Annotated in this window: 16 protein-coding genes; 3 read left to right on the forward strand and 13 right to left on the reverse strand. The window is 72.6% G+C overall.

Going from position 1 to position 18,620, the window contains the following annotated elements:
* Positions 1-679: 679 nt before the first annotated feature.
* From CRP55_RS12085 to CRP55_RS12105, 5 genes are read right to left on the reverse strand one after another with little or no spacing between them, the layout of a single operon-like run.
* Positions 680-2,005 carry a flavin-containing monooxygenase gene (locus CRP55_RS12085; protein WP_097319962.1) on the reverse strand — a complete coding sequence of 442 codons (1,326 nt, stop codon included), beginning with the start codon at positions 2,003-2,005 and terminating at the stop codon, positions 680-682.
* A 27-nt stretch (positions 2,006-2,032) separates the two neighbouring features.
* A complete protein-coding gene (locus CRP55_RS12090; protein WP_097319963.1) occupies positions 2,033-2,710 on the reverse strand; it encodes an endonuclease/exonuclease/phosphatase family protein in 678 nt (225 codons plus the stop codon).
* A gap of 4 nt (positions 2,711-2,714) precedes the next feature.
* Positions 2,715-3,662 carry an ROK family glucokinase gene (locus CRP55_RS12095; RefSeq protein WP_097319964.1) on the reverse strand — a complete coding sequence of 316 codons (948 nt, stop codon included), beginning with the start codon at positions 3,660-3,662 and terminating at the stop codon, positions 2,715-2,717.
* A gap of 22 nt (positions 3,663-3,684) precedes the next feature.
* Positions 3,685-5,118 (reverse strand): hypothetical protein, encoded by a 1,434-nt coding sequence (locus tag CRP55_RS12100; RefSeq protein ID WP_097319965.1) that lies wholly within the window; start codon positions 5,116-5,118, stop codon positions 3,685-3,687.
* A 22-nt stretch (positions 5,119-5,140) separates the two neighbouring features.
* Positions 5,141-5,593, reverse strand: a complete 453-nt coding sequence (locus CRP55_RS12105; RefSeq protein ID WP_097319966.1) for an SRPBCC family protein — start codon at positions 5,591-5,593, stop codon at positions 5,141-5,143.
* A gap of 89 nt (positions 5,594-5,682) precedes the next feature.
* On the opposite strand from CRP55_RS12105, the gene CRP55_RS12110 reads away from it, so the two are divergent.
* Both CRP55_RS12110 and CRP55_RS12115 read left to right on the forward strand, forming a co-directional pair.
* Complete coding sequence (locus CRP55_RS12110; RefSeq protein WP_438865782.1) at positions 5,683-7,371, forward strand: sensor histidine kinase; 1,689 nt, start codon at positions 5,683-5,685, stop codon at positions 7,369-7,371.
* Between the two features lie 7 nt (positions 7,372-7,378).
* Positions 7,379-8,047 carry a response regulator transcription factor gene (locus tag CRP55_RS12115; protein WP_020512124.1) on the forward strand — a complete coding sequence of 223 codons (669 nt, stop codon included), beginning with the start codon at positions 7,379-7,381 and terminating at the stop codon, positions 8,045-8,047.
* A 40-nt stretch (positions 8,048-8,087) separates the two neighbouring features.
* Here CRP55_RS12115 and CRP55_RS12120 read toward each other — a convergent pair whose 3' ends face one another.
* A complete protein-coding gene (locus CRP55_RS12120; protein WP_097319967.1) occupies positions 8,088-8,501 on the reverse strand; it encodes a DUF4395 domain-containing protein in 414 nt (137 codons plus the stop codon).
* A gap of 64 nt (positions 8,502-8,565) precedes the next feature.
* On the reverse strand, positions 8,566-9,075 hold the full coding sequence (locus CRP55_RS12125) for a MarR family winged helix-turn-helix transcriptional regulator (protein WP_097320325.1): 510 nt from the start codon (positions 9,073-9,075) through the stop codon (positions 8,566-8,568).
* A gap of 568 nt (positions 9,076-9,643) precedes the next feature.
* Here CRP55_RS12125 and CRP55_RS12130 point away from each other — a divergent pair.
* Positions 9,644-10,882, forward strand: a complete 1,239-nt coding sequence (locus tag CRP55_RS12130) for an MFS transporter (RefSeq protein ID WP_097319968.1) — start codon at positions 9,644-9,646, stop codon at positions 10,880-10,882.
* Positions 10,883-11,005: 123 nt separating this feature from the next.
* Here the strand turns inward: CRP55_RS12130 and CRP55_RS12135 are convergent, their stop codons facing one another.
* The 6 genes from CRP55_RS12135 to CRP55_RS12160 all read right to left on the reverse strand — a co-directional run bounded on the left by CRP55_RS12135 (position 11,006) and on the right by CRP55_RS12160 (position 18,613).
* Positions 11,006-11,509, reverse strand: a complete 504-nt coding sequence (locus CRP55_RS12135) for a thioredoxin family protein (protein WP_097319969.1) — start codon at positions 11,507-11,509, stop codon at positions 11,006-11,008.
* A 35-nt stretch (positions 11,510-11,544) separates the two neighbouring features.
* Positions 11,545-13,488: an ABC transporter ATP-binding protein gene (locus CRP55_RS12140; protein ID WP_097319970.1), complete on the reverse strand. Its 1,944-nt coding sequence runs from the start codon at positions 13,486-13,488 to the stop codon at positions 11,545-11,547.
* A 1,010-nt stretch (positions 13,489-14,498) separates the two neighbouring features.
* On the reverse strand, positions 14,499-15,626 hold the full coding sequence (locus CRP55_RS12145) for a glycosyltransferase family 4 protein (RefSeq protein WP_097319971.1): 1,128 nt from the start codon (positions 15,624-15,626) through the stop codon (positions 14,499-14,501).
* Positions 15,626-16,876: a M48 family metallopeptidase gene (locus CRP55_RS12150; protein ID WP_097319972.1), complete on the reverse strand. Its 1,251-nt coding sequence runs from the start codon at positions 16,874-16,876 to the stop codon at positions 15,626-15,628. Before CRP55_RS12150 ends, CRP55_RS12145 begins: the two co-directional genes overlap by 1 nt.
* Before the next feature lie 48 nt (positions 16,877-16,924).
* Positions 16,925-17,146: a hypothetical protein gene (locus tag CRP55_RS12155; RefSeq protein WP_097319973.1), complete on the reverse strand. Its 222-nt coding sequence runs from the start codon at positions 17,144-17,146 to the stop codon at positions 16,925-16,927.
* A gap of 96 nt (positions 17,147-17,242) precedes the next feature.
* Positions 17,243-18,613: an NYN domain-containing protein gene (locus tag CRP55_RS12160; protein ID WP_097319974.1), complete on the reverse strand. Its 1,371-nt coding sequence runs from the start codon at positions 18,611-18,613 to the stop codon at positions 17,243-17,245.
* Positions 18,614-18,620: the final 7 nt, after the last annotated feature.

Genomic DNA, 18,620 nt, shown 5'->3' on the forward strand with positions numbered 1-18,620 from the left:
TCGGCCCAGGCACCGCCCTCGGCCCCCGCACCACCCTCGGCCCAGGCACCGCCCTCGGCCCCCGCACCACCCTCGACTCTCTCCACAACACCCTCGAGTCCGGCGCCGCCCTGAGCCCTTCCCTCGCCGCCCTCAGCCCTTCCCTCGCCGCGGTCAACCCTTCCCGCGCGGCTCCCAGCCCTTTCCGCGCGGCTCCCAGCCCTTCCCGAGCCGCGCTCAGCCCTTTCCGCGCGGCTCCCAGCCCTTCCCGAGCCGCGCTCAGCCCTTTCCGCGCGGCTCCCAGCCCCTCCCGCGCCGCCTCCAGCCCTTCCGACGCCGCCGAGTCGGGGCCAAAAGCCGCGGCCACGCTCACCGCCCGGCACGAAAAGGATATTTACGGATTTATCGCTTTTGGCACGAGCGAGGGCGGCGAGATCGGACGTGGAGGTGATAGCGCGAGCAGAGGTGGACGTGACAGCGCGAGCAGAGGTGGACGTGACAGCGCGAGCAGAGGTGGACGTGACAGCGCCAGCAGAGGTGGACGTGACAGCGCCAGCAGAGGTCGATGTGACAGCGCCAGCAGAGGTGGCGTCGAGAGCGCCGGAAGCGGGCGCGCCGGGGAGGCAGGACAGGACCTCGCGGGCGTGCGGGGCCACCGGGGACGTCCAGTCCTTCCAGCGGATCGGGCCGAGCTCGGGCATCAGGCGGGCTCCATTTCGCGCAGGAGGCCGTCGACGGCCCGGAGGTAGTCGAGGTGGTCCACTTCGAACCAATGGCGGCGGGACGGCACCACGCGGCGGCGCGACCACGACGTCAGCGGGCGGGCCGACTCCTTCTGTTGCACGGCGGCGGCCCGGGCCGGGTCGTCGATGCGCAGGCGCAGCCAGCGGGCCACCGCGACGCTCTGCCAGTGGGCCAGCGGGAACAGGCCCGCGTCGGCCTGGAGCAGGCCCACCACCGCCAGCGTCGGGTGCTTGCGGGCGAAGGCGTGCAGGTGCAGGTCGGGGCGGCCGGCGGCGTCGGTGTCGATCAGGCCGGGGTCGAGGAAGTCGAAACGCGGGCGGTAGCCGGTCGCCGTGATCACCAGGTCGGGTTCGATCGTGGTGCCGTCGGCCAGGCAGACCGCCTTGCCGTCGTACGCGGTCACGTCCGGCACGGGAGTGATCCGGCCGTGGGCCAGGTAGTACGGGAGCTGACTGTTGACGACCGGATGGCTCTCGTACGGCTTGTGATCGGGGACCGGGAGGCCGTACCGGGTCAGGTCGCCGACCGTGAGGGTCAGGATGCGGCGGTACAGCCATTGGCGTACGCGAAAAGGGACCTTGAATTTGATCTGATCGGCCGGGCGCCCCAGGACGTATTTCGGCCCCACCCAATAGCCGCGCCTCGTCGAATGCCAGACCGTCGTGGCCTGCTGGGCCGCCTCGACCGCGATGTCGCAGCCGGTGTTGCCCCCGCCGATCACCAGCACCTTCTTGCCGCGGAGCTGAGCGGGGTCCTTGTACGCGGCCGAGTGGATCACCTGGCCGCGGAAGTCGCCGGGGATCGCGGGTTTCGCGGGCGACCAGTTGTGGCCGTTGGCCACGACCAGTCCGGCGTACCGCTGAATCCTCTCCTCGGACCCGCCGCCGGTCGACCTGGTCGTCACGTCCCAGCGCCCGTCCCCGACGGGGACGGCCTTGACCACCTCGGTGCCGAACCAGACGTCGCCGGTGACCCCGAAATGCTCGGCGTAACGCTCCAGATAGGACAGGACCTGGCTGTGGTGGGGGTAGTCGGGCCAGGTGTCGGGCATCGGGAAGTCGGGGAACTCGGTGAGCGGCCGCGACGTGATCAGATGGGTGCCGGAGGAGACCGGGCTGCGGTCGTGACGCCAGTTCCAGGCGCCGCCGACGGCCGTCTCCCGCTCGTAGCAGTCGACCTCGAAGCCCTGCTCACGCAGGTTTTTGACGGCGGACAGGCCGCTGGCGCCGGCACCGACGACGCAGACGGCGTCTCGACGGTCGGCGATCTCGGTGTCGGGCACGGCCGAGATATTGCCAGACCGATGTGCCTACTCGGAAGGCAGAATCAGGTCGGCGACGACCGGAAGATGATCACTCGCGCGGCGGGCCCGGTCATTCTCGACGATCTCGTACTTGTCGATGGCTATGTCGGGGCTGACGAACAGGCCGTCGATGCGCCGGGCGGGCACGGTGGCCGGGAAGGTGGGCACGTTGCCGGCCGAGGTGACCAGTCCGTCCTCGACCGTGCGCCAGGCGCCGCCGCCCGGGCCCTCGTTGAGGTCGGCCGCGGCGATCAGCGGGCCGTCGACGGCGGTGAGCGCCTCTTTCCAGAGGGCGGCCTGCGCGGGCCGCTCGGCCGGGTCGGTGGCCAGATGGGAGCCGGCGACGGTGAACGTGCCGCCGCGCACCGACCCGCGGGCGAAGACGGCGCCGCGCAGGTGCCGGCCCGGGGTGAGCGGGTAGCGCATCACCCACGTGTCGAGCACCCGCACCCGCAGGTTGACCAGCAGCAGGTTGCCCAGGGCGGGCAGGCCGCCGGCGGCCACCACCATGCCGAGGTCGTCGGCCAGGGCGGCGCAGCGGTGCCGCCACCGGAAACGTCGCGGCGCCTCCTGCACGACCAGGACGTCCGGGGCGAGCTCGCGGACCAGATCCACGAGGGCGCCCCGGTCGTCCTTCAGGCCGTGAACGTTGTAGCTGATGACGCGCAGCGCGGCCCCGGTCATGTGATCAGGGACGCCGGGCCAGGTCGGCGGCGCCGACGACGCCGGCCGTGTTGCCGGTCTCGGCGGCGTGCAGCTCGGCGACCGGGAAGCGGCCGCGCTGCTTGAGCTGGTCGTGATAGGTGGTCAGGGTCGGCGTCATGAGCAGGTCACCGGCGTCGACCACGCCGCCGCCGACGACCAGGATCTCCGGGTCGAAGCTCTGCGCCAGGTCGGCCATGGCCACGCCGAGCCAGTAGCCGATCTGCCCGAACGCGTCACAGGCGACGCCGTCGCCGGCCCGAGCGGCCTCGGTGATCTGCCGTCCGGTGATCGCGAGTGCGTCGCCGCCGGCCAGCTCGAGCAGCTGGGCGGCCCGCTCGGGTTCCTGCCGGGCGCCGGCCCGGGCGAACCGGACGAGGGCGTTGCCGCTGGCGTACTGCTCGAGGCAGCCGAGCCGGCCGCAGCCGCAGGGGTGACCGTCGGGCACGGACTGGATGTGGCCGAGCTCGGCCGCGATGCCGTTGGCGCCGCGCCACAGCTTGCCGTCGAGCACGATGCCGCCGCCGATGCCGGTCCCCACGGTGATCATCACCATGGAGTCGGCGTGCCGGGCCACACCGAAGCGGAACTCGGCCCAGGCGGCCACGTTGGCGTCGTTCTCGAGCACGGTGGGCAGGCCGACGGCCTTGCTCACGTAGTCGCGCAGCGGCTCGTCACGCCAGGCCAGGTTCGGCGCGAACAGCACGGTCGAGCCGGCGGCGTCGATCCAGGCGGCGGCGCCGATGCCGATGGCGGTGGCCTCGGGATGGGCGACGGCGAGCTCGGCGGCGACCTCGACGATCGTGTCCCGGGTGCCGGCCGGGTCGTCGGCGGGCGTGTCCCGGCGGTTCGAAGCCAACACGGTGCCGTGCTCGTCGACCACCCCACCGGCAACCTTGGTGCCGCCGACGTCGACTCCGATGGTCAGCGTCACGCTGCCCGTCCCCTCTGTCCCATCACTCCGCGCCACCGTCCCGGGCGTCGCGGGTCCCACTCTCCGAGGACGCCTCCGCGCCCGCCACATCATGATCCACCGTCGCGCTCGGCGCCACGTCGCCAACACCCGCATCCGCGGTGGCCGCGGCCCATACATCAAACCTTCGGGGTGTACGGCTTTCCCGCCCCACCCCACCCGCAGTGTCGCCGGTCTCCCCGAGCCCGCGCCCACCGCCCCCGGACCGTCCCACACCAGCACGCGCCCCGGCCCCACCGGTCCCCGCGTCCGCGCTCGTTCCGGTCCCAGTGTGTGTGCTCCCGCCGGCCCCAACGTCCGTGCCCGCTCCGGCCCCAGCGTCCGCGCCGCGCCCGGCGGCTGCGGCTTCCCGCGCGGCTTCGGCATCGCGGCGCGCCCGAGCCTGCTCAGCGGCCTCGGCCACCCGCCGGGCCGCCTCGGCCGCCGCGCGCTGGGCGGCCTCCCGGCGAGCTTTGAGCTCTGCCGCGTGCTCAGCAGCGGCCGCCGCCGCACTCGCCGTCGTGGCCGCCGCCCAGGCATCCACCCCGGCTCCAGGAGAGGGCCGCGCGCCCGATCGGGCATCCGCCGCGCCGCCGGTCGCGGTCGATCGGGCGTCGCCCGCGGCCTTCACGTCCTCACCAGTCGAGGGCTGCGTGTTCGTCGTGGCCGACCAGGCCCTGTCCGCGGTGTTCCTGACGTTCGCCGAGCGGGTGGCCGAGGACCACGTCTGGTCGGCGTTGCCGGGGCGGGCCTCCTTCGGGGCCGGGCGGGCCGAAGGTCGGCGCCTCTCCCCCGTCATCGCCGAGACCGCGCGCATCAGATGGGCCACACCCGTAGCGATGTCGCCCGCGCTGCTCGCGAGGCGGGCCGCCGCCATCGGGCTCGGGTCGCGCGTCGCCGCAATCGCCTTGCACACCGGGCACACGCAGCACTCCGGGCTGCCCGTGGCCCAATGGCCGCCGCCGCGTGCATCCCGCTTCGCCCCGGTTTGCGAGCCTTCGGCGAGACCACCCAGGTCGCCGAGGCGGTCGCCCGCCGCGCGGATCGCCGCAGCCAGACCACCGCCGAGCCGCCCCCAGTCCGGCCCACCGCCCGAACCTCCGGCCCATCCACCACCGAAGCCACCGCTGGAGTCATCACCGCGACCGCCGGCCGAGCCACGCCCGGAGCCGCCGGCCCAGTCGCCACCACGGCCGCCGGTCGAGCCGCCGGAATCGCCGGCCCGGTCGTTGCCGTGGCCGCTGGTCGAGGCACCCGAGTCGCCGCTCGAGCCGCTGCCGTGGCCGCTGGGCGAGGCACCCGAGTCGCCGGCGCTCGTCGAGCCGGTGCCGGAGTCGTGCGGCGCTGCGGTGCCTGCGGGCGAGCCGATCGCGGTGGACAAGGCGGCCAGGGCCGTGGCGACCAGGCGCTCGGCCTCCTCTCGGGCGGAACCGGACATGTGGCGCTCCTCGGGTGGTGCCTCAGCTCGGCGGGAGGCTCTCGACGCGGCGCTTGAGCTGCTTCAGCGCCGTGTCCATGATCATCTTTTCCGCCTTGCGGCGGAACATGCCGAGCATGCCGATGGAGAGCTCCACCTCAAGTGTGTACGTCACCGTGGTGGTGCCGTCGCCACCGTCGGCAAGGTCATAGGAGCCGCGCTGGGATTTCTGCGTCTTCGAGGGCCGGACCAGATGCCACTCGATGCGCGAGAGGTCGTCGGAGTACGCGTATTCCAGGGTGTAGTCGTCAGCCATCACCCCGGCGTCGATCACGAACCGGACCGTTGCCGCATAACCGTCCTCGTACTCCTCGAGGACCTCCACCGTCTTCATCGCCTCGGCCCACTCGGGGTAGCGCGGGAAGTCGCTGATCACCGCGGCCACGCGGTCGAGGGGCGCATGGACCTGGATCGACTGCGTCGAGGTGTCCGCCATGCACGGGAGGCTACCCGCTCGGTACGACATTCCCGGCGACGGGCCCGCGCCGCGAGCCGCCCCGGGCCGGGGCGGCTACCATCCGTCAGGTGCCGGTCCTAGCCAGCGTCTCCGCGCGCGTCCAACCGCTTGCGGTGGCCGCGCGCATCGTCATGCTCGCGCTGGTCGCGGCGCTCACCCTGATCGCCACCGGCGAGGTTCGGCAGCTCGGCTGGATAGCCCTGCTCGTGGTCGCCGCCCTGCCCGCGTTCCTCGCCCCCGAACACCACCTGTTCGCGCCGCTCGGCCGGTTCGCCGAGGTCACGATCACCGGCCTGGCCGCGGGCTCGATCGCCGCGGCGGCCGACGCGCACGGCACTTTGGACGCGGGCTTCGGCGCCGAGGTCGTGTTGCCGTACCTCACGGTCCCGCTCTTGACCGCCGCCCTGCGCCGCCGCCCCACCGAGGGCGCCGCGCTGCTGGGTGTCGCGGCCGTCTCGCTGGTGGTCGGCGGCACCCTGATCGGCGAGGTCAGCCCGATCACCCAGCCGGGCTTCCTCGCGGCCGGTGGCCAGTGGCTGGTGCTCGGCGCGATCATCACGTTCGCGGCCGACACCATGCGGCAGCTGATGCAGCCCACGGAGCCCACCCCGCAGCCGTACGCCGAGGCCACCCGCCTGCTGACCCAGCTGCGCAGCGTGGCCCGCTCGCTTCCCGGCGCCACCCTCGACCCCGGTGGCATCTCCGAGCACCTGCTCGAGGAGCTGCGCCTGGTCACTCCCTCCGACCGGTCGGCCGTGCTGTCGGCCAGTGGCGGCGGCCGTCTCGTCGTGCTGGCGCAGACCGGCGCCGAGCGGGTCGACTGGGAGACCACGCTCGACGCCGACTCGGCCATCGCCGACGCCTGGGCCAGCCAGCAGCCGATGACCGCCAACCGGTCGCAGGCCCGTTCCGGCCGGCGTGGCGACACCTCGTCGCTGGTCGTGCCGCTCGTCGCCGGGGTGCGGACGATCGGGCTCGTCATCCTCGAGACGGATGTCGCAAATGCGTACCCCTCCAGCCTCGTCAGTGAAATCACCTGGGTGACCGACCCCGCCGCCTTGCGGCTGGAAGCCGCCCTTCTCTTCGACGACGTGCGGTCGCTGGCCACCAATGAGGAGCGTCAGCGCCTCGCCCGTGAGATCCACGACGGGGTCGCGCAGGAACTCGTCATGGTCGGATACGGGATTGACAACGCGCAGGCCACCCTGCCCGAGGGCGCCGACGAGACGGCCGAGGAGCTGCGGTCGCTGCGCAGCGAGGTCACGCGGGTGATCACCGAGCTGCGGCTGAGCCTGTTCGAGCTGCGCTCCGAGGTGGACCGCAACGGCGGTCTGGCCGCGGCGATCGCCGAGTACGCCCGGACGCTGGGCACCTCGGCCGGCCTGCGGGTGCACTTCACCTTCGACGAGTCGACGGCCCGGCTGCCCGCCGCGACCGAGGCCGAACTGCTGCGTATCGCCCAGGAGGCGATCACCAACGCGCGCAAGCACGCCGGAGCCTCTAATCTGTGGGTTACCTGCACCGTCGACCCCCCGTACGCCGAGATCGAGGTCTCCGACGACGGACGGGGCTTCGCGGACGACCGCCCGGACGGTCGTTATGGTCTGACCATCATGGCCGAGCGGGCGGAACGGATCCGGGGCCGACTCAAGATCACGCCGCGACACCCCAGCGGGACAACCGTTGCCGTAGTGCTCGGTTCTCCGGCCAGGCGCGATAGCGTGCGGGATAGCGTTTCCGCTCCAGAAGGGGAGTAACCCGAGCATGTCGACCAGTCCGGCGCCGACGACGCGCACCAAGGTCCTCCTTGTTGACGATCATGACTTGATTCGTAAGGGGCTGCGACACGCATTCGAGCGCGACCGTCAGTTCGAGGTCGTGGGTGAGGCGGCCACAGCCGCCGAGGCGGTCCGCCAGGCCGGTGCTCTGCAGCCGGACGTCGTGATCATGGACCTCCGCCTGCCCGACGGCAGCGGCCTCGAGGCCACCAAGGCCCTCCGCAAGAACAACGCCAACATGGGCATCGTCGTCCTCACCATGTACGCGGGTGACGACCAGCTCTTCGGCGCTCTCGAGGCGGGCGCCAGCGCGTTCGTCCCCAAGACGGCACCGGCCGACGAGGTCGTGGCGGCGGCCCGGCACGCCGCGTCGGCGCCGAGCGCGTTCACCGCGGCCGACCTGGCCGAGGCGATGAAGCGGCGCCTCGCCCCGTCCGGCCCGCAGCTGTCCCCGCGCGAGGGCCAGGTGCTGCGCCTGCTGGCCGACGGCATGAGCGTCGCCGGCATCGCCAAGCAGCTGTTCGTGTCCGAGTCGACCGCGAAGACCCACATCTCGAAGCTCTACGAGAAGCTGGGCGCGGCCAACCGGGCGCAGGCGCTGATGACGGCGCTGCGGCTGGGCCTGCTCGAGGCTCCGGACGCACCGAAGTTCTGAGTTCTTTCGTACGTATGCAGCCCGGTTCCCCCGCCGGGCTTTATGCGTTTCTGGCCGTGACTCGGCGGATCGCCACGTAGGCCTCGCAGCCCAAGCACAGGCCGAAGGCGGCATTGAGGAAGGCCGCGAGCAAGCCGAAGGCCGCGAAGACGACGCCCACCATGGTCACCCCGCTGAGGTAGCCGACACTCGCGACAGCCAAAAAGCTAAATCCGACTAACTGGGCAAATCGCACGGGCGCGGCCGGCTCCCGCTCCTTCGGCGGCCCGATCCGGGGCAGAATCAAGGCCCGATAGACGTACGAGTAAGGGCCGCGCCGCGGGTCGGCGGCGGTGACCGCGAAGATCACCGTCTGGACGAGCGCCAGCCATCCCCACCCGGTCGCCAGCACGACGGCGAGAACGATGCTGGTCAGCGTGGCCGCGAATCGCTGGCCACGGGGGTCGAGCTCCATGACCCGAAGCTTCGCACCCTCGGGGGCCGTCGGCCTCCGTGAGTAGCATCACCCACTAATCCGATCAACTTTCCAGATCGAGCAGCACCTTGCGGAGCAGGGCGTTCAACTGAACCAGCTCCTCGTGCGACAGGGCGCCCAGCGCCTTCTGATCGCGGGCCATCCCCTCGAAGATGTACTTGTTCCACGCCGCCCGCCCGGCCGCCGTGGGCCGGATGATCACCCGCCGCCGATCGGCGTCGTCGTGCTGCCGGGTGACCAGCTCGGCGGTCACCAACCGGTCGAGCCGGCTGGTCATCGCGGCCCGGGTCACGTTGGACGCCTCGGCGAGCTGGGCCGGCGTGGCCTCCACCGGCCACGGCTGAACCATCAGCACATGCAGCGTCTTGTAGTCCTCGAAGGTCAGCTCCTTGGACTCGGCGAACGCGGCCGCGTCGGCCCGGCGGATCTCACGCTGGATGTAGCTCATCCGCACCAGCGCCCCCTCGACCTCGGGGGCGAACGCGGGCTCGTCCTTCCAGAAGGCCGCCCACCGAGCCACGTGCTGGTCCACGCTGTCCCGCTCCTCCGCCATGCCGGCCATTCTGCCGCTCCGATCACCGCCACCCCGAGCCACCACCCATCAGCGCCACGCCGCTCACCCACGCCACGCCACGCCACCCACCCGTTGCCACGCCACCACCGGCGCCACGCCACGCCACCCACCCGTTGCCACGCCGCTACCGGCGCCACGCCACCCGTCCGCGCCATGCCGCACCGCATCGCCGGCCCACGCCGTCCACCCGCGCCACGGCACGCCATCCACCCGTTGCCACGCCGTCCACCCGCGCCACGCCGCCGGCCCACACCGCCCGACAGCCCGGCGCGCCGCCGGACAGCCCCGCAGCACCGACCCCGCCGCACAGCCTGACTGTGCCGCCCGAGCGCGGCACACGGTCGCACCGCGGAAGCCAGCGGCACCGCGCCGCCCGGCCCCGTCGGCACCGCGCCGCCCGGCCCCGTCGGCACCGCGCCGCCCGGCCCCGTCGGCACCGCGCCGCCCGACCCTCGTCGGCGCAGCCGTCCCGGCCGGTTGCGCTTCACCATCGTACGTCTAATTTTTTGATTGTGAATAGTTAGACGGTGAACTACTGTTCCGGGTCATGCGACGGATCAGTGATTTTCGGCTGCTGGTGAGTGGGCTGACGCTCTCCTGGGTCGGCAATGGGTTTCAGACGGTGGCGCTCGCCGTCGCGGTCGTCAAAGCCGGCGGCGGGCCCGGTGACCTCGGGCTGGTGATGGCGGCGTCGATCGTGGCGCGGCTCGCCTGCACGCTGTTCGGCGGTGTGTGGGCCGACCGGCTCCAGCCGCAGCGGGTCATGGTCGTCTCCGATTTGATCCGGATGCTCGCCGCGGCCGGGATGGCCGTCATGTTCTTCAGCGGCGGCTACCACCTGGCGCTGCTCTGCGCCCTGGCGGCGATCTCGACCGGGGCGGCCAGCTTCTTCGATCCGGCGTTCGGCGCGCTGCGGCCTCTGCTGGTCCCGGTCGAGAAACGGCAGTCGGCCAACGCCACGATCAGCATGCTCCAGACCGGCAGCCAGGTCGCCGGGCCCGCGCTCGGCGGTGTCACGGTGGCCGCGTTCGGCGCGTCGGCCGGCTTCACGGTCAACGCGCTCAGCTTCCTGGCCTCGATGATCGCCGCCCTGCTGTTGCGGGTCCGGGCCGAACGCGGGCCGCGCGCCTCGATGCTCAGCGAGCTGGGCGACGGCTGGCGTGAGATCCGCAAGCGGGACTGGCTGATGTTCGGCCTGTTCGGCGCGACCGTCTACCACATCGCCAACGGCATCATCCTGGTCCTCGTGCAGATCGTCGCCATCGAGCGCCTGGGCGGCCCCTCCGCGGCCGGCTTCATCGCCGCCGCCGAGGGTCTGGGCGGTCTCATCGGCGCGGCGATCGCGTTGCGCTTCAAGCCCCGCCGCCTGCTCCGGGCGGGCTGGCTGACGCTGCTGCTCATGCCGCTGTGGGCTTTGGCATACGTGTGGCCGGCCGAGCTCATTGCGGTGATCGCGGGCGCCATCGTCGGCTACGCGGGCCTGATCTTCTTCGACGTCGCCTGGGAGACCGCCATCCAGGACCAGGTGCCGCAGCGCATGCTGGGCCGGGTCTCCTCGTGGGACTACCTGACCTCGTTCATCGCCATGCCGATCGGCAACGTGCTGGCCGGGCCGCTCTCCGCCAAGTACGGCACGTCACCCGTCCTGACCGCCTGCGCGGCCGTGCTGTTCCTGTCGGCCGCCGCCCAGTTCCTGGTCCCGGGCACCCGCCGCCTGACCCGCCCGCAGGTCTCGCCCACCCCGGCCACTCGCAGCCCCGAGCTCGCCGAGGCGACCGGCTCCTGAGGTTTTCCACAGGCCACCGGGTTGTCCACAGGCCACCGCCGTGATCCCCGTTTTTCCGTCAGACTGGTCAGGACGGGGGCCCCCAAGGGAGGGCGGGGCCTGTGTTCGGGTGAGCTCAGGCGGTCAGAGCACGGCCCCCAAGGCGGCGATCAACTGCGGCTTTCCGGGTACGCCGGTGGCGCGCTTGGTCACCCGGCCCTCCCCGTCCAGCACGAGGAGGGTCGGGGTGCGCCAGATGCCGAGCGCCCGCACGGCGTCCAGGTGGCTTTCCGCGTCGACCTCGACGTGCCGTACCCCCGGGACCATCGCCGCCACCTCCGAGCTGACCCGGCGCACGGCCCGGCAGGGGGCGCAGAACGCCGACGAGAACTGCAACAGTGTCGCCTTCGCTTCCTCGACGCCCAGCTCGCGCAGCAGCTCCGGCTGGAGTCGCGCGCCTTCCGCGCTCAGGTCGGCGCCCGTTTCCTCGATCACGCCCGGCTCCTCCCGCGTATCAGGGACCACCCGTCCAGTCTCCGCCGCCGGGGCGACGTCTCGGAAGCGGCCCTCCACGCGGCGGCGCCACAGACCGACCGCGACGCCGATCAGCAGCACCGCGGCTACGGCTATCACGCCTATCGAATCCATAGGACTAGCGTGCCACGAAAGAGCGCCGGCGGCGATCAGGCCATCTGGTACGCGCTGGCCTGCAACGTGAACATCTGGGCGTAAATGCCGTCGGCCGCCATCAGTTCCTCGTGGTCGCCCTGTTCGACGATCGTGCCGTGGTCGAGGACGTAGATGCGGTCGGCCTCGCGGACACTCGCCATCCGGTGGGTGATCAGGACGACCGTGCGGCCCTCGGCCAGCTCGCGCAGGCGCTGGTAGACGTCGTGCTCGGCGCGGGCGTCCAGGTTCGCCGTCGGCTCGTCGCAGATCAGCAGGGGCGCGTCGCGGAAGAAGGCCCGGCTCACCGCCAGCCGCTGCCACTGGCCGCCCGACAGGTCGGCGCCGTCGATGAAATGGCGGGACAGCAACGTCTCGTACTGCCGGGAAAGCTCCATCACGAACTCGTGGGCGTTGCCGGCGCCGGCGGCCGCGCGCACCTCCGGCATCGAGGCGACCCGGTCGTGGCGGCCGATCGTGATGTTGGCACGGGCCGACAGCGGCCAGCGGGTCGGCTCCTGCATGACCACGGCCACTCGTTCCCGCACCGAGTCCGGGTCGAGGCGTTCCGCGTCGACGCCGTCCCAGAGGATCCGGCCCTGCTGCGGCCGGTGCAGCCCGGCCAGCAACGTGGCCAGCGTCGACTTGCCCGAGCCGTTCTCGCCGACCAGGGCGATCACCTCACCGCGGCGCAGGGTGAGGCTGACATCGCGTACGGCCGGATGGTCGGCGTCCGGATAGCGAAAGGTGACCGCCTGCAGGTCGATCTCCTGGAAGGAGGGCGGCGCCACGCCGCCCGGAGCCGGCTCGGCCCGCGAGCGCGACAGTTCGCAGAAGCCCTGGAAGTCGGCGAAGTACAGGCCCTGGTCGAAGACCCGGTTGGCCGAGAAGGCGATCTCGCTGAGCTTGCCGATACCCATGTTGATCGCGTACGCCGCCGCGCCGCCCGCCGCCAGCTCCATGCGGCCGGTCCAGAGGAGCCAGAGCAGCACCACGTACGCGAAGGCCGTCGCGAACCCGCTGAGGACCGTGCCGAGCAGCGTGGCCCGCACCTGCAGCACCGACACCCGGATCTCCTCGCTGGTGGAGATCGCCAGCAGCCGCCGCACCTCGCCCAGCAGGAACTTGCGCAGCGTGAAGGCGCGCAGCTCCGGCGCCGGCTCCCGGGCCGCGAGCAACTCGGCCAACATCCGCTGCCGCCGCCACACCGCGATCAGCCGCAGCATGCGCCGGTGCCCGAGCCGCGCCGACCGCACCGCCGCCCACCCGATCGGCACGACGGCCAGCACCAGCAGCGGCAGCAGGATCGGGTGCAGCACCGCGAGCACACCGGCCGCCGCGATCAGCCCGGTCAGGTTGGTCACCAGCTCGATGGCCCGGTTGACCAGCTGCTCGGCCGCGGCGATGCCCCGGTCGCGGGCCCGTTCCATGGCGTCCCGCCACTCGACGTTGTCGAATGTGGACAGCTCGACCTGGGTGGTCAACGTCAGCAGCCGCATCTCGGCCGCCTGATAGACCTTCGGCGCCAGCCGCCCGTTGGCCGCGGCCGCCGCCGACGTCAGCGCCCCGCGCACGGCCGCGGCTCCGATGACCAGGAGCAGCGAGGGCACGGCGGCACGAACACGATCCGGCGTCGGGACATCCTGCAGGAGCCCGTCGAACACACCGACCACGCTCATCATCCCGACCGCGCTGGCCACGCCGGCCGCGATCTGGCAGACGAGAAGAGCCGCGGTCGTACGGCGATCGGCCCGCCACGCGAGCAGCCACGCCTCCCGCAGCAGCCGCGGGAGTCGTTTGAGCATCTGCCAGAAGGACGTGTTGGCCGCCTCTTCGGTGCTGGTCAGCCAGTACGGGAGGGAGAGCTCACCATCCTCGAACTCGTCCTGGAGGTCTTCGTCGGCGGTGCCCTTGGTCGCGGTGGCGTTGTCTTTTTCCTGGCCGGAGTCGGCGTCCCGCATCGAAGCTCCATCTCGGACGTCCCTCAGCGCAGGCTCCGCGTCCGCGACCGGGCACGCGCAACGCACGGACGGCACGCCACAACGCACCGGAAGCCCTGCACTTTTCCTACGCCGTCCCACCGGCCCACGTCTGTACGATCACGGACAGTGATCCGTTCACTCACGCTCCCGAGGAGTGGAACCCCCAGCCGATCTCCAGCGCCCCACCCCTGTTGATCATCGCGGGGGATGCGGGGAGACCATGCCGGGTGTACGTCCGTCAGCCGCCCCCGCCACTTGGGGCTGGGCCGACAGCGGCCTGCGCCTGGACGCCTGGTGCGCCGGCTCCGGCGGCGACCACCCACCGGCCGCGGCCCGCCCGGACCTACGCCCATCCCCGCCCACGACGCGACCACCTGGCGCAACGTCACCGCGGTCGCAGCGTGCCGCTGCGAACTCCGCGACCTCGACATCGCCGGCGATCCGGCGCGCCCGTGCGCCGATCCTGGCCCCGCCACCATGAACGAACCCGAGCCGCGGCTGGTCTCCAGCCTCCGCCCTGGAGGGCGGCGCCGCCTCGCGCGCGATCCAGCAGATCGCCCAGTACCCACCGGCGGCGGCCCTGACCAGCAGGTCGAGCCCCGAGATCACCGCGAGCCCGCGGGCCACGGCCGACGCCGCCAGCGGTGTCGGCCCCGGGGACTGCGCCCATGAGGTGGCCTACGGAGCGGAGGCCATCGTTCTGATGGCTGAACGGGCCGAGGTCTTTCTCCGGCTACGCCGGCTGCGCGGGAAACGGCTTCGACGACGGCGCCCGGCGACGTCACCTCACCAAGAACGCCGCCGTTCCCTTCGCCGCCGGCTCCAACACGACGGAGCTGCCCAGCTGACAACAGCTCCAGCGACCAACGGCCACGGGTGCGAGGTGGGTGGTGTGAGGTGGACCCGGCGCACGGGTGCGAGGTGGGTGGGCTGGCGCAGGCCCGGCGCACGGGTGCGCGGTGGGAGGGCGAGGGCGGGTGGTGGTCAGGTCAGGTCTGGTCGAGCAGGTGGGTCAGGCGGGCGGCCTGGGACTCCCAGCGCCACTCCCGCTCGACCCAGGCCCGGCCGGCCTTGCCCATCCTGTCGGCCAGGGCCTTGTCGGTCAGGAGGTCGGTCAGGCGGGCCGCCAGCGCCGGGACGTCACGGCCGCCGACCACGTAGCCCGTTTCGCCCTCTCGCACGGCGTCGGGGGCGCCGCCCGAGTCGCCGCCCACCACCGGGAGGCCGGTGGCCGAGGCCTCCAGGTAGACGATGCCCAGGCCCTCGACGTCGAGGCCGGCGGCCCGGGTGCGGCACGGCATGGCGTAGACGTCGCCGGCCGCGTAGTGCGCCGGCAGCTCCGGCCACGGGACCGAGCCGGTGAAGACCACATCGGACTCCACGCCCAGCTCGCGGGCCAGGCGCTCGAGCTTGGCGCGGTACGGGCCGCCGCTGACCAGCAGCAACGCCGCGCCGGGGACCCGGCGGCGAATGGCCGGCAGGGCCCTGATCAGCATGTCCTGGCCCTTGCGCGGGACCAGGCGGGAGACGCAGACGATGACCGGGCGATCGGTCAGGCCGTGGCGGGCCCGGACCTCGCTGCCGTCGACGCCGGGGTGGAACGTGTCCACATCGACGCCGGGGGCCAGGCGCTCGAGCGAGGTCAGCCCGTGCAGGGCCTTGTCGAGCCGGGAACGCTGATATTCGCCCAGGTAGGTCACCACGTCGTTGCCGCGGGCGATGCGGCGCAGCAGTTGGCGGGCGCCGGGCAGGGCCGCCCAGCCGATCTCGTGGCCGTGGGTGACGGCCACCGCCCGCTCGATGCCGGCGTTGCGCCGCAGGCCGTCGGCGAGCAGGCCCAGCGGGGCGGCGGCGCCGAACCAGACGCGGTCGCAGTCGTTGGCGCGGGCGATCTGGGTGGCGCGACGAGCCACCGCGGGAGTGGGCAGCAGCATGCCGGTCGTCTCGCGGATCACCTCGAAGGGCTGCTCGGCGTCGAACTTCTCCGCGCCGCGCCACGTCGAGGCGTAGACGACCAGGGAGCCGGGCGGCCGGCGGACCGCCAGGTTGTGGATGAACTGCTGGATGCCGCCGGGGCGGGGCGGGAAGTCGTTCGTGATCAGCAGGGTGCGGGACATCAGCGCTCACCCCGGGCGTACGCGCGGGCCGCGGCCATGCGCTCCACGGTGGACGGATGTGAGGCGAACAAGGTGTGCTCCCAGGCCGGCGGATCGGGGTCGGACAGGTTGACCGTGCCGAGGCGGCGCTGCATCGCCTCGAAGGTGACCGCGTCGCCGGTCAGGTCGAGCGCGTGGGTGTCGGCCCGGGCCTCGATCCGGCGGCTGACGAAGGCCTGCGCCGGGCCGGCCACCAGGCCGGCCAGGGTGACCATGGCCAGCAGCAGGGCGATGGCGCGGGGCTCGCCGATCGAGTCGACGCCGGCCCGGTCGAGCAGCCACTGCCAGGAGCCGAGCAGGTAGAGCGCGATCACCGCCGCCGCCGTGCCCAGCGCGCCGAGGATGGTGCCGGTCAGCACGTCGCCGTCCTTGGCGTGGCCGAGCTCGTGGGCGGTGACCGAGACGACCTCGTCCGGCGTGGCCTCGGTCAGCATCGTGTCGTAGACGACGATGCGGCGGGTCGGGCCGATGCCGGAGACGTAGGCGTTCACGGCTTTCGTCCGCCGGGATGCGTCGGCCACCAACACGTCTTTCACCGGCACGCCGTCGCGCGCGGCCAGCTCCATGAGCGAGGTGCGCAGCGGGCCGTCGGCCATCGGGGTGAACTTGTTGAAGACCGGCTCGACCAGCACCGGCAGCACGAACGACAGCAGCACGACCAGCCCGGCCGCGCCGACCGCGCCGATCGCCCACCACCAGCGCGGCGCGAAGTGGGTCACCGTGTAGAACCCGGCCAGGGCCAGCCCGCCGATCACGGCGCCGACCGCCCACGACTTGAGCAGGTCGACCGTCCACGCGCCCCAGGTCTGCGTCGAGATGCCGTACTCCAGAAGGATGGACCGCCGCCAGGCGGCGAACGGCAGCGTCACGATCTCGGCCACCAGCACCACCGCGAAGCCGCCGAGCACGGCCTGGGCCAGCCAGTGGCCGCCGAACGGCCGCCCGGCCTGCGTCACGATCCACGCGCCGAGCGGCGTGAGGCCGAGGACCAGCGCGATGACCAGGCCGATCGCCATCGACCCGTAAGAACCGGGGCGCAGTGCCGAGTGGAAGGCCCGCGCCCGCGCCACCTGCTCGGCCGGGAAGTCGCGCAGGGCGAGCACCTGATCGGCGCGCGGGGCCGGCGACCGGTGCCACGGGATCGTCAGGGCCGCGACGACGGCCAGCCCGGCGAGCAGCACCAGAAGGGCGAGGAAAGCCCAGAGCCGCATCGCGAAGACCCCCTGACGAAGAAAAGCCCATCTTAGAGAGACGAACGATCACGCCACGTGACGGCCTCGCGGGTAGAGCGGGACGACCACCGGCGGTTCCGGGGTCTCGATCAGCTCGACCTCGAAGCCGGCGAGCTCGAACACCTCGATCGCGCGCAGCTCGCCGGGCGTCAGGTCCTCGATGCCCTCGGGGGTGTTGGCCAGTGCGGAGACCAGACAGCCGGAGCACTCGCCGGGGGCCCGGTCGCAGCGACCGCAGTCGATGATCATCACTCCTCCTCCCCTGCGGTGGCCGGGGGAAAAGACGACCACCATCAGTGACCATCACGGTACGAGGGGGGTATGACAAAAACGGGATACCGCAGGTCAGGACCGCGAAAGGCGCCGTAGCAGAGAGTCCGCACCCATCGGGTACGCCCCGTGCCGGCGCACGCCGTCGGCCACCTCACGGTCGGAGGAGATGACCACTATCGGGCGCCCGGACGGCTCGGCCCGCACCAGTTGGCGGATCAGCTCGTCGGCGGTGTCGCCCTTGCGGGAGAACAGCACGCGCACCCCGCGCGGCGCCGGCGGCAGCCCGTGCACCCGCTCGGCGCCGTCGAAGACGACGGTCACCTCGTCGCCGGTCTGTGCCGCGATGCCGCCGAGCCCGGTGATCAACCGCTTGCGCTGCTGCTCGAGCGACATCTCGGCGAAGCCGCGCTTGGTCACGTTGTAGCCGTCGACGATCAGGTGGGCCCGGGGCAGGGCGAGCAGCTGGTCGAGCCGGCCCGGGTCGTCGGTGTCCTGTGCCCGGGCCCGCGAGCGCTCGGGCGAGCCGGGCAGCTCGGCCGCGGTGTCGGCCACGAAGTCGGCCGGCAGCTTGTCGGCCGGGTTGAGCGCCAGCTCGCGGCGCAGGCCGGACGCGGCCTGCCCGATGGTCTCGAGCAGCAGCCACAGCCGGGCGTCGTCGACCGCGCGGGCGTCCTTGGCGCTCTGCTTGCCGGTGGCCGCGGCCGCCTCGGCCTCGGCCAGGCGGGTCTTGAGGCGGCGCACCTCGGCGTCGTGGTCGGCCGCCGTGCGGGCGATGCGGCCCTTCTCGGTGGCGAGCAGGTCGGTGGCCCGCTTGGTGGCGGCCTGGGCCTCGCGCAGCGCCTTGGCCGTCGACCGGGCCTCCTCACGCAGCTGGCCCATCTCCTCGCGGACCCGGGCCAGCTCGTCGCGGAGCTTGTCGGCCTCGACCTTGGCCACCGTGCGGTCGTGCTCGGCCCGGACGGCCCGCTGCTCGGCCTCGCGCAGCTGGGTGGCGACGGCGGCGCTGTCGGCCTCGGCGGTCACCGCGTGACCGGCCTGGTCGATCAGCTCACGCCAGCCCTCGGGGCGGGCCAGGTAGGCCAGGGCGGCCACCTCGACCGGGTCGGCGGCGGCCGGGGCCATGCCGCTCGCGACGGCGGCGCCCAGGTCACCGGTGTCGGCGACCACCCGGGTGCTGATCCGCTGGCGGAACAGCGGGTCGGCCGCGAGCTGGGCCGCGATCTCCCGGCCGCCGAGCCGGGCCCGGCGGTTGGGGGCGAACCGGGCGACCTTGCGCATCGCGACCGGGATCTCGTCGGCGGGCAGCGAAGGAAGGGCGGCTGCGGCTAGAGTCATGATCCGCTGCCGGACAGGCTCGGGCAGAGTCGGTTCGGGGGCGAAGTCCGCATCCTGGACAACCGCCTCCATATCGGGGCGGTCGTCGGAAGGCACTGGCGCGGACATCTACCTA

The organism is Paractinoplanes atraurantiacus, assembly GCF_900215205.1.
GTDB lineage: Bacteria > Actinomycetota > Actinomycetes > Mycobacteriales > Micromonosporaceae > Actinoplanes > Actinoplanes atraurantiacus.